This window comes from Streptomyces sp. NBC_00386 (assembly GCF_036063235.1).
In the GTDB taxonomy this organism is placed as follows: domain Bacteria; phylum Actinomycetota; class Actinomycetes; order Streptomycetales; family Streptomycetaceae; genus Streptomyces.
Window position 1 is genome coordinate 3,248,553 of record NZ_CP107950.1, and the last position, 11,365, is coordinate 3,259,917.

Annotated in this window: 8 protein-coding genes; all 8 read right to left on the reverse strand. The window is 69.9% G+C overall.

Features of this window, described 5'->3' with window-relative positions; all coding sequences use genetic code 11:
* The 8 genes from prfA to OG780_RS14085 all read right to left on the reverse strand — a co-directional run bounded on the left by prfA (window position 1) and on the right by OG780_RS14085 (window position 11,352).
* Window positions 1–1,077, reverse strand: a complete 1,077-nt coding sequence (gene prfA / locus OG780_RS14050; protein ID WP_326785496.1) for a peptide chain release factor 1 — start codon at window positions 1,075–1,077, stop codon at window positions 1–3.
* A gap of 170 nt (window positions 1,078–1,247) precedes the next feature.
* Window positions 1,248–1,469, reverse strand: coding sequence for a 50S ribosomal protein L31 (gene rpmE, locus OG780_RS14055; RefSeq protein WP_100595864.1), 222 nt, complete (start codon window positions 1,467–1,469; stop codon window positions 1,248–1,250).
* A gap of 181 nt (window positions 1,470–1,650) precedes the next feature.
* Window positions 1,651–2,787: an LCP family glycopolymer transferase gene (locus tag OG780_RS14060; protein ID WP_328448135.1), complete on the reverse strand. Its 1,137-nt coding sequence runs from the start codon at window positions 2,785–2,787 to the stop codon at window positions 1,651–1,653.
* A gap of 218 nt (window positions 2,788–3,005) precedes the next feature.
* Window positions 3,006–4,820, reverse strand: a complete 1,815-nt coding sequence (locus OG780_RS14065; RefSeq protein WP_328448137.1) for a trypsin-like serine protease — start codon at window positions 4,818–4,820, stop codon at window positions 3,006–3,008.
* Window positions 4,821–4,997: 177 nt separating this feature from the next.
* Window positions 4,998–7,052 (reverse strand): transcription termination factor Rho, encoded by a 2,055-nt coding sequence (rho, locus tag OG780_RS14070; protein WP_328448139.1) that lies wholly within the window; start codon window positions 7,050–7,052, stop codon window positions 4,998–5,000.
* Window positions 7,053–7,440: 388 nt separating this feature from the next.
* Window positions 7,441–8,370, reverse strand: a complete 930-nt coding sequence (thrB, locus tag OG780_RS14075; protein ID WP_328448141.1) for a homoserine kinase — start codon at window positions 8,368–8,370, stop codon at window positions 7,441–7,443.
* 624 nt (window positions 8,371–8,994) lie between these two features.
* The gene (thrC, locus tag OG780_RS14080; RefSeq protein WP_326785500.1) at window positions 8,995–10,053 is read right to left on the reverse strand and encodes a threonine synthase; all 1,059 of its coding nucleotides are present in this window, start codon (window positions 10,051–10,053) and stop codon (window positions 8,995–8,997) included.
* Window positions 10,054–10,059: 6 nt separating this feature from the next.
* Window positions 10,060–11,352 carry a homoserine dehydrogenase gene (locus OG780_RS14085; protein ID WP_328448144.1) on the reverse strand — a complete coding sequence of 431 codons (1,293 nt, stop codon included), beginning with the start codon at window positions 11,350–11,352 and terminating at the stop codon, window positions 10,060–10,062.
* Between the last annotated feature and the right edge of the window lie 13 nt (window positions 11,353–11,365).

Consider the following 11,365-nt stretch of genomic DNA (forward strand, 5'->3'; position numbering starts at 1 on the left):
TTACGCGTTGGCGAGCTTGGCGGCCGAGTCCGCGTCGACGCAGGCCTGGATGACCGCGTCGAGCTCGCCGTCCAACACCTGGTCCAAGTTGTACGCCTTGAAGCCGACGCGGTGGTCCGAGATGCGATTCTCCGGGAAGTTGTACGTACGGATCTTCTCGGAGCGGTCGACCGTGCGGACCTGGCTGCGGCGGACGTCGGAGGCTTCCCGCTCCGCCTCCTCCTGCGCCGCCGCGAGGAGCCTGGAGCGCAGGATACGCATCGCCTGCTCCTTGTTCTGCAGCTGGCTCTTCTCGTTCTGGCAGGAAGCGACGACTCCGGTGGGAATGTGCGTGATGCGCACCGCGGAGTCGGTCGTGTTGACGGACTGGCCGCCGGGGCCCGAGGAGCGGTAGACGTCGATACGGAGATCGTTCGCGAGGATCTCGACGTCGACCTCCTCGGCCTCGGGCGTGACGAGGACACCGGCGGCCGACGTGTGAATACGGCCCTGCGACTCGGTCGAGGGCACGCGCTGCACCCGGTGCACGCCGCCCTCGTACTTCATCCGGGCCCAGACGCCCTGCCCGGGCTCGGTGGCACCCTGGCCGCCCTTGGTCTTCACGGCGACCTGGACGTCCTTGTAGCCGCCGAGCTCGGACTCGGTGGCGTCGATGAGCTCGGTCTTCCAGCCGACGCGCTCGGCGTAGCGCAGGTACATGCGCAGCAGGTCACCGGCGAACAGGGCGGACTCGTCGCCGCCGGCGCCCGCCTTGATCTCCAGGATGACGTCCTTGTCGTCGCTCGGGTCGCGCGGGACAAGCAGCAGGCGGAGCTTCTCGGTGAGCTCCTCCTTCTGCTTCTCCAGGTCCTTGACCTCGGCGGCGAAGTCGGGATCGTCGGCGGCGAACTCCTTGGCCGTGCCGATGTCGTCCCCGGTCTGCTTCCAGGAGCGGTACGTCGCGACGATCGGGGTCAGCTCGGCGTAGCGCTTGTTGAGCTTGCGCGCGTTGGCCTGGTCGGCGTGCACCGACGGGTCAGCGAGCTTCTTCTCCAGATCGGCGTGCTCGCCGATCAGTTCCTCGACCGCCTCGAACATCTCCGGCTCCAATGGACTGTCCCCGGCTCTGTGCAGAGCGTGAGGACGTAGGTACGGCGTGGGGTTCCCCTGCTCGAACGCGTCGAGAGCCCGGGGAGGGGGCTGGACCGCAAAGCGCCGGTCCCGGCGTCCCCGTGCGGGAGACTCCGAAGACCGGCGCTGTGGGCTCGCTACTTGTTGGCAGCGGCAGCCTTGCCGAAGCGGGCCTCGAAGCGGGCCACGCGGCCACCGGTGTCGAGGATCTTCTGCTTGCCCGTGTAGAACGGGTGGCACTCGGAGCAGACCTCGGCGCGGACGGTGCCGCTGGAGATCGTGCTGCGGGTGGTGAACGACGCGCCACAGGTACAGCTGACCTGCGTCTCGACGTACTCGGGGTGGATGTCGCGCTTCAAGGTGTCTCCTAGTTTCGGGAGGGCACCGGGTCGCCGCCGCTGGATGCGGATGCGTGAACCGGGGCCGACGTACCAGTCTGCCAGCACTGGCCGTATCCCCCAAAACGGAGGGACGCGGCGATCTATTCCCCGTGCGGCCCGCGCCCGGACCGCACGGACTCGGCCGGGGCTCAGCGGGGGCTCAGCCGGGGCTGACGACGCCCTTCGCGGTGCCGGTGGCGGTTCCCTCGGTGGCCGCCTTCGGGATCGGCCGGTCGGCCTTCAGCGCCTTCCACATCAGCTCGGACTTGGTCTTGTCGACCAGGACGCGGTTGGCGTCGGCCGGGTCGTACTGGACCGGCATCGTCACCATGGTCATGTGGGACGAGCCGATGCCCTTGAGGCCGCCCGCGAAGGAGGCGAGGTCGGTGACGCTGCCGAGGTCGGAGTCGGTGGTCACCGTCTTGGTCGCGGTGTCGGCGAGGTCGTACAGCTTTTTCGGGTTGGACAGGAGCCCGATGTGCTTGACCTGGTCGACCAGGGCCTTCATGAACGCCTGCTGGAGCTGGATGCGGCCGAGGTCGGAGCCGTCGCCGACACCGTGCCGGGTACGGACCAGGCCGAGCGCCTGCTTGCCGTCGAGCTCGTGGGACCCGGCCGTCAGGTGCAGATGGCTCTCGTGGTCCGAGATGGCCTTGGTCGTGGTGATCGTGACGCCGCCGAGGTCGTCGATCAGCTTCTGGAAGCCGCTGAAGTCGATCTCGATGTAGTGGTCCATGCGGATGCCGGTCATGGACTCGACGGTCTTCACCGCGCAGGCGGCGCCGCCGGTGGAGTAGGCGGAGTTGAACATCGCGCCGGAGACCGCGCCGTGGACGGTGCCCTCGGAGTCGGTGCAGGAGGGCCGCTCGACGAGCGTGTCACGGGGGACGGAGACCACGCTGGCCCGCTTGTGGCCCTTGTACACGTGGACGATCATCGCGGTGTCGGAGCGGGCGCTGCCGTCGTCGGTGCCGCCGCCGAGCTTCCTGTTGGTGCCGGAGCGGGTGTCGGAGCCCAGGACCAGGATGTTCTCCGAGCCGTTGTCGACCTTCAGGGGCCGGTCGCTGCCGAGCGCCTGGTTGATGTCGACGCTCTTGAGGTTGCCGTTGAGCTTGAAGAACAGATACCCGGCTCCGGCGCCGCCGAGCGCCACGACACCCGCCGCGGTCCAGGCCGTGACGAGCAGGGCCTTGCTGCGCGGGCTGCGGGCCTTACGGCGGCTGCCCTTCGGGCGGGGCGGGGCGCTGTCGCCGGGCTCGCCCGGTATGGCGGGCTCCGGCGTGCTCTCGGCGGGCATGTGTTCCTCGGCTTCCTCTTTACGTTTACGGTCGGTTACCCCCTGCTTTCAGGGCCAGGCCCATCCGGTCGTGACGAGGCGTACCGCTCCATGGTCACTCCGTACGGTCAGACGGGGAAACCCGGGAAAGGGTTGCACGACGCAAAGTGCCCACCGCGTGACGCGGTGGGCACCCTGTGTGCTCGGCCGGAGCGGGAAGAAACCGCTCACCTGCAATGTCAGCCGAAGATGTCGTACTGCTTGAAATCGGTACCCACCGAGATCCTTGTGGCAAAGATCTCGGAGGTGGCCTTTCCGGTCCCGGGGTACAGGTAGAGCGTGCCGCCGGGGGTGCGGGCCAGGAAGTCGGCCTTGCCGTCGCCGGTCACGTCACCGGGAGCGTCGAAGGCGTTGTAGTCCGCCCAGGTGCGCACCTTGATGCGAGTGGAGAAGGCACCGCTGCCGGTCTTGCCCGTGCCCTTGTACAGGTAGATGTACGAGCCGGTCTTGCTGCGCGCGATGAGGTCGGCCTTGCCGTCGCCGGTGAAGTCGCCGTGCGCGCGCACGGAGTTGTACTGGCTCCAGCCGGTGCTGACCTGGACCCGCGCCGAGAAGGTGCCGTTGCCCTTGCCCGGGTACTCCCACATCGCTCCGGTGGAGTCGACGGAGAGCATGTCGGGCAGGCCGTCGCCGGTGAGGTCGCCGGGGGCGATGATCCGGGTGCGGGCCTTCCAGTTGGTGAAGATCCTGTCGTTGGCCCACTTCTCGGTGGACGGCAGCCAGTGCATCCAGTGGACGTCACCGGTGGCGCTCTCGCGCACGACGAAGTCCTGGTAGCCGTCCCGGTTGAGGTCGGCCTGGAGCACGACGTTCACGCCGTCCCACGAGCCCCACGACTGACGCGCGCCGAACGAGGTGCCGTTGGAGTCCTTCTCGTAGCCCGTCTTCGTCGACGAGTTACGGACCCACAGGTCGGCCTTGTGGTCGTCGTTCAGGTTGGCGTCCTCGACGCGCGGCCAGGCGGCGCCGACGTAGGTGCTGACCTTCGAGAAGACGCTGTACGCGCCCTTCGCGACGCAGTCCTCGACACCCCAGGACACGACACCGACGATGCGGCCGCCCACGATCAGCGGACCACCCGAGTCGCCGTTGCAGGCCGTGGTGGTGCCGGCGTCGGTGCCGGTCGCCTTGGTGCCCGCGCAGACCATGTGGCCCGCGACGAAGTCGGTGCCGTACGCGGCCTTGCAGGTGGCGTCCGAGTTGATCGGCAGCGTGGCCGTCTTCAGCGTCTCGGAGATGTCCTGCGTGGTGGACGTGGTGCGGCCCCAGCCGTAGAGCTTCGCATCCTTGGACGTGTACGAGGTGGTGTCACCGGACGTCGTCATGCGGATCGGCTTGGCCGTGACGGGCCTCGCCAGCGTGATGACCGCGATGTCGTTGTTGATGGTCGTCGAGCTGTACGACGAGTGGTTCCACTGCCGCCAGGCGGCAGTGACCGTACCGCCGTGCAGGTTGGTGTTGCCCGCCGAGTCGCTGGTCGGCAGCTGGGCGGTGCCGGTGATGACGGCGCCGTTGGCCTTCCAGTCGTAGCCCTTGACGCAGTGCGCGGCGGTGAGGATCTTCGTCGGCGACACGACGGAGCCACCGCAGAAGAAGCCGAGGTCGTCGGCCTCGCTGGTGGTGCCCTTGTCGTCGTAGTACCAGAGCTGCGCCATCCACGGGGCCGTGGAGATGGCGGTCGTGGTACCGCCGATGATCTTCGGGTCGACGCGTGCCGTGTTCGTGGCGGCGCTCAGGGACGCCTTCTGGGTCGTCCGGCCCGCGGTGTCGTCACCGGCGAGAGCACCCGCGACGCGCTTCTCCAGCGCGGCCTGGGACGGCGCGGCGTTGGCGAGCCGCACGGTGGGCGTGGGCAGCGTCGGGCTGGGCGTGGCGTTCGCGGACGACACCAGGAGCGCACCGGCGACGGCGGCGGCGAGGCCCGCCGCGGCGACCGGAACGGCGATCCGTATGCGGCGTCTGTGCCTACCGCCCCCGGGCGTGGACGTATCCACTCAAGTCCCCCCTCAGAGATAAGAGTTCAGATCTGCTTCAGCAGAAGTTCAAGGGCGCGATCGTACACGTGTCCCGAACAGCGCAAAGGGCCGCCCCCGTCACCTGGGTGACGGGGGCGGCCTTTGCGATTTCTGCCCTGCGAACTCCGGTCGCGAACGACCTCGGTCGCGAAGACGTCAGTCGTTGTTGTTGCCCGGCGACGGCGTCGTCTTCTGGATCTGGAGCAGGAACTCGGCGTTCGACTTCGTCTGCTTCATCTTGTCGAGCAGCAGCTCGATCGCCTGCTGCTGGTCGAGCGCGTGGAGCACGCGACGCAGCTTCCAGGTGATGGCGAGCTCGTCGCTGCCGAGCAGGAGCTCTTCCTTACGGGTACCGGACGCGTCCACGTCCACCGCCGGGAAGACGCGCTTGTCGGCGAGCTTCCGGTCGAGCTTGAGCTCGGCGTTGCCGGTGCCCTTGAACTCCTCGAAGATGACCTCGTCCATGCGCGAGCCGGTGTCGACGAGCGCGGTGGCCAGAATGGTCAGCGAGCCGCCGTCCTCGATGTTGCGCGCGGCACCGAAGAAGCGCTTCGGCGGGTACAGCGCGGTCGAGTCGACACCACCGGACAGGATGCGGCCGGAGGCCGGGGCGGCGAGGTTGTACGCACGGCCCAGACGCGTGATCGAGTCGAGCAGCACGACCACGTCGTGGCCCAGCTCCACCAGACGCTTGGCACGCTCGATGGCGAGCTCGGCGACCGTGGTGTGGTCCTCCGCCGGACGGTCGAAGGTCGAGGAGATGACCTCGCCCTTGACCGACCGCTGCATGTCGGTGACCTCTTCCGGACGCTCGTCGACCAGGACGACCATCAGGTGGCACTCGGGGTTGTTGTGCGTGATCGCGTTCGCGATCGCCTGCATGATCATGGTCTTGCCGGTCTTCGGCGGGGCCACGATCAGACCGCGCTGGCCCTTGCCGATCGGCGCGACGAGGTCGATGATGCGGGTCGTCAGCACACCCGGGTCGGTCTCCAGGCGGAGCCGGTCCTGCGGGTAGAGCGGCGTGAGCTTGTTGAACTCCGGCCGGCCGCGACCGGAGTCGGGGGCCATGCCGTTGGTCGAGTCCAGGCGCACGAGCGCGTTGAACTTCTCGCGGCGCTCGCCGTCCTTGGGCTGACGGACCGCGCCGGTGACGTGGTCACCCTTGCGCAGACCGTTCTTGCGGACCTGGGCGAGGGAGACGTACACGTCGTTGGGACCCGGCAGGTAGCCCGACGTACGGATGAACGCGTAGTTGTCGAGGATGTCGAGGATGCCCGCGACGGGGATCAGCACGTCGTCGTCGGCGACCTGCGGCTCGGCGATCTCGTCGCGTCCACGACGCCCGCGGCGGTCACGGTAACGGCCGCGCCGGCCGCGGCGGCCGCCCTCGAAGTCGTCGTCGTCCTGCGGGCCGTTGTCGCGGGGGCCGTTGTCACGGGGACCGCTGTCACGCGGCTGCTGCTGACGGTCCTGACGGCCGCCGCCCTGCTGCTGACGGTCCGGACGGTCCTGGCGCTCCTGACGGTCCGGGCGCTGCTGGCCGGCACCCTGGCCGCCCTGCTGCTCGTCGCCCTTGACCGGACGGCGGTCGCGGTCACGGCCGCCCCGGTCGCGGTCACGGCGGTCACGGCGCTCACGACGGCCCTCGGCGCCCTCGGCGTCGCCCTGCGTCTCGGTCCTCGCCTCGGCGGTGACCGTCTCGGGGCTGCCCGCCTCGGCGGTGGCACGGCGACGGCGGCGCTCGGCGGGGGCGTCGTCTCCCCCGCGGTCGGCCTCGCTCGGGCGGGAGGGACCGCCGGCCGGCTGGCCGGGGATCTCGATCTGCTGCTGGGCCACGGCCTTCTCGGCGGCCTTCTCGGCCTTGGCCTCGGCCGGCGCGGCGGCCTCGTCACCCGTACGGGCCTTCGAGGCGGTCCGGCGCTTCGGCTTGGTCTCGGCGGCGGCGTCGGACGCCGTCTTGGCCGGAGCGCCCGCTCCGGCCTGCGCCTCCTTGATGACCTCGATCAGCTGGCTCTTGCGCATCCGCGCGGTGCCCCTGATTCCGAGGCCGGATGCGACCTGCTGCAGCTCGGCCAGCACCATGCCTTCGAGGCCGGTACCGCGGCGTCGCCTGGAGCCGGCACCGGTGGCAGGCGCGGAGGCGTCCGTGGCGGGCGCGGCAGCGGTCTCCTCGACACGTGCGCCCATCAGATCGGTGGTGTCGCTCACGAAGGGTCCTTCCCTGGAGCGGACGTCGGCCTGTCTGGCTCGGCGACCGGTTGTGCTGTCCGGCATTGGTCCTTGCTGTGTGGACCGTGCCGGGGCGGTGGTCCGCCAAAGCGGCGGAAGACATTGCTGGTGATGACGATTACGGAGCCGTGGCACTGAGGTTCGGTGTCATCGGCTCGGTCACGCCGGTTCCGGAGCGTGCTCAGCACTGCTCAGCGCATAGCACCCAATGCAAGGCACGTAGCAGTTTGGGAGGCTCCCGGAAGAATGGGTGTCCCGGACAGGGACGCGAAGCACCTCGCCATGGTGGGGTCGGGTGCAGACTTGAGGTTAACACTACCGGATCCAACAAACATTCCCCCTCTCCAAATCCGGCGACCGTGCGTCGTCAATCGACCTCGACGGGTGCGAGGGGCAGCACGCACGCCCCCTGTGCGTCGAGGTCCAGACGGTTGGCGGCCCAGCTCTGACCTGCGAGATCAGCCACCTTGTCGGCCGACGCGCGGTCCGCCAGCGCGAGGACCGTGGGTCCCGCGCCGGAGATCACCGCCGGGATGCCGTCGGCGCGCAGGCGCTCCACGAGGGCGGCGCTCTCCGGCATCGCCGGGGCGCGGTACTCCTGGTGCAGCCGGTCCTCGGTCGCGGGCAGCAGCAGCTCGGGACGCCGGGTCAGCGCCTCGACGAGCAGTGCGGCGCGGCCCGCGTTGGCGGCGGCGTCGACGTGCGGGACGGTGCGCGGCAGCAGGCCGCGCGCGGTCTCGGTGAGCACGGGCTTTCCGGGTACGAAGACCACCGGGACGATGGAGTCGGCGGGGTCCATCCTGATGGCCCGCGCGGCACCGGACTCCATCCAGGAGAGCGTGAATCCGCCGAGCAGACAGGCCGCGACGTTGTCGGGATGCCCCTCGATCTCGGTGGCGAGCTCCAGGAGCGCGGTGTCGTCGAGCCTGCTGTCCCCGCCTATCGTCACCGCGCGGGCGGCGACGATGCCGGCGCAGATGGCGGCCGACGAGGAGCCGAGACCCCGGCCGTGCGGGATGCGGTTGGCGCAGACGATCTCGAGGCCGCGCGGCTGTCCGCCGAGCAGGTCGAAAGCGGTGCGCAGGGAACGTACGAGGAGATGCTTCTCGTCGCGCGGCAGCGTCTCGCTGCCCTCACCCGCGATGTCGATGTGCAGTCCTGAGTCGGCCACCCGGACGACCACGTCGTCGTAGAGCCCCAGTGACAGGCCGAAGGCGTCGAAACCCGGGCCGAGGTTGGCACTGGTGGCGGGGACGCGCACCCGGACGGCGGCGGCGCGGAACGCTGGACCGGCCATCGCTCGATGACTCTCCTTGAGCTGCGTGATGTACGAGATTTTTGAGAACTGCGAGATGAACCACGAGATGAACTGCGACGGACGGGCACCAGGACCCGGAGTCCGCAAAGACCGCGCGGCGCCGCGGCATATGCGGCGGGCGGGTTCGGTACAGCCTATCGAAGGAAGGTTCTGTGGCGACATAGGGCGCACAGGAGGCGCACGATGCGTGTCGTAAGCCCCTCGTGCACCCCCCGTCGGGTCGGCATGGGGATACCCCCCGCGAGCGGGCGGTTTCCGTCGGCTTTCGGACGGTTTCCCGCCCGTTCACAGCGAGTTCCCCCGGCCGGACGGCTCAAGAAAAGTCCGCCCGGCCCGCGCTCCGGGTTCGCGCCCGGCGTGTCGTCACCGGCGGATTCACGCCGGACAAGGCCTGACTTCACGCCAATCCGAGGCCGACTTCCCGCCAATCCGGGCCTGACTTCACGCCGGACCGGTCATGACGTCACCCCGGATCGGGAGCGACTTCAGGCCGGACCGACCCTGCCCTGCCCTGCCCTGCCCTGCCCTCACAGCGGAACCGGCCCGGTCCTGAACCCTCGACCGGCGGACCGGTCCTGAACCTCGGCCGGACCGGGCCCGGGACTACGCCAGGCCGAGCCGCTCCGCCGCCGTCGCCGCGTCCACCGGGACCGTGACCGGCTGGGGAGCGCCGGCGACGGCCCAGTCGGGGTCCTTGAGACCGTTGCCGGTGACGGTGCAGACGATGCGCTGCCCCGGGTCGACCTTGCCCTGCTCGGCAGCCTTCAGCAGACCGGCGACGGACGCGGCGGACGCGGGCTCGACGAAGACACCCTCCTGCGCCGCCAACAGCCGGTAGGCGCGCAGGATCTCACGGTCCGTCACTTCGTCGATGAGGCCGCCCGACTCGTCCCGCGCGGCCAGCGCGAACTGCCACGAGGCCGGGTTGCCGATCCGGATCGCGGTGGCGATGGTCGACGGGTCCTTGACCACCTCGCCGCGCACGATGGGCGCGGAGCCGGAGGCCTGGAACCCCCACATGCGCGGGGTCCGTCCGGCGATGCCGTCGGCGGCGTACTCCGTGTACCCCTTCCAGTACGCGGTGATGTTGCCCGCGTTGCCCACCGGAAGGACATGGATGTCGGGCGCGTCGCCGAGCATGTCCACGATCTCGAAGGCGGCGGTCTTCTGGCCCTCGATACGCACCGGGTTGACCGAATTGACCAGCGCCACCGGGTAGTTGTCGGACAGTGAGCGCGCCAGCGTCAGACAGTCGTCGAAGTTGCCGTCGACCTGGAGGATCTTGGCGCCGTGGATGAGGGCCTGGCCCATCTTGCCGAGCGCGATCTTGCCCTGCGGCACGAGGACGGCGCAGACCATCCCGGCGCGCACGGCGTACGCCGCGGCGCTCGCCGACGTGTTGCCGGTGGAGGCGCAGATGACGGCCTTCGCGCCCTCCTCCTTCGCCCGCGTGATCGCCATGGTCATACCGCGGTCCTTGAAGGAACCGGTCGGGTTGGCGCCCTCCACCTTGAGGTGGACCTCGCATCCCGTGCGCTCCGAGAGCACCTGCGCGGGTACGAGCGGCGTGCCGCCCTCGCGGAGCGACACGACCGGCGTGCTGTCGGACACCGGAAGCCGGTCCCGGTACTCCTCGATGATTCCGCGCCACTGGTGGGTCATTGCTGGTTACTCTCCTTCAACCCGCATGATGCTGGCGACACCCCGCACGGTGTCGAGGCTGCGCAACGCCTCGACGGTCCCGGCGAGGGACGCGTCGGACGCACGATGGGTGACGACGACGAGGGAGGCCTCGCCGTCCTTGCCCGACTGACGCACGGTGTCGATGGACACCCCGTGCTCGGCGAAGACCGTGGCGACCTGGGCGAGGACACCGGGCTTGTCGGCCACGTCGAGGCTGATGTGGTACCGCGTGACGACATCGCCCATGGGCGAGACGGGAAGCTGGGTGTACGCGGAGTCGCCGGGGCCGGTGGCACCGCCGAGCTTGTTGCGGCAGACGGCCACCAGGTCGCCGAGGACGGCGGAGGCGGTCGGGGCGCCGCCGGCGCCCGGCCCGTAGAACATGAGCTGACCGGCGGCCTCCGCCTCGACGAACACGGCGTTGTACGCGCCGCGCACGGAGGCGAGGGGGTGGGTCAGCGGAATCATCGCGGGATGGACGCGCGCCGTCACCGAGCCCCCGTCGGCGGCGCGCTCGCAGATGGCGAGCAGCTTGATGGTGCAGCCCATCCCCCGCGCCGAGGCGAAGTCGGCGGCGGTGACCTCGGTCATGCCCTCGCGGTAGACGTCGTCGAGGCGCACCCGCGTGTGGAAGGCGATCCCGGCGAGGATGGCGGCCTTGGCGGCGGCGTCGAAGGCCTCGACGTCGGCGGTGGGGTCGGCCTCGGCGTACCCGAGCGCGGTGGCCTCGTCGAGGGCCTCCTGGTAACCCGCCCCCGTGGAGTCCATCTTGTCGAGGATGAAGTTGGTGGTCCCGTTGACGATTCCCATCACCCGGTTGATCTTGTCGCCGGCGAGGGACTCGCGCAGCGGCCGGATCAGCGGGATGGCACCGGCGACGGCGGCCTCGTAGTAGAGGTCCCTGCCGTGCTCGTCGGCCGCCGCGTGCAGGGCGGCACCGTCCTGGGCGAGCAGCGCCTTGTTCGCGGAGACGACGGAGGCGCCGTGCTCGAACGCGGTGGTGATCAGCGTACGGGCGGGCTCGATGCCGCCGATGACCTCGACGACCACGTCGATGTCCCCGCGTTTGACGAGGGCGGTGGCGTCGGTGGTGACGAGATCGGCGTCGATGCCCTCGCGCACCCGGGAGGGCCGGCGGACGGCCACGCCCGCCAGCTCGACGGGGGCTCCGATCCTGGCCGCGAGGTCGTCGGCGTGCGTCGTCATGATGCGCGCCACCTCTGAGCCGACAACCCCGCAGCCCAGCAGCGCCACCTTCAGCGGACGCGTACGCATCATCCGACCTCGTTTC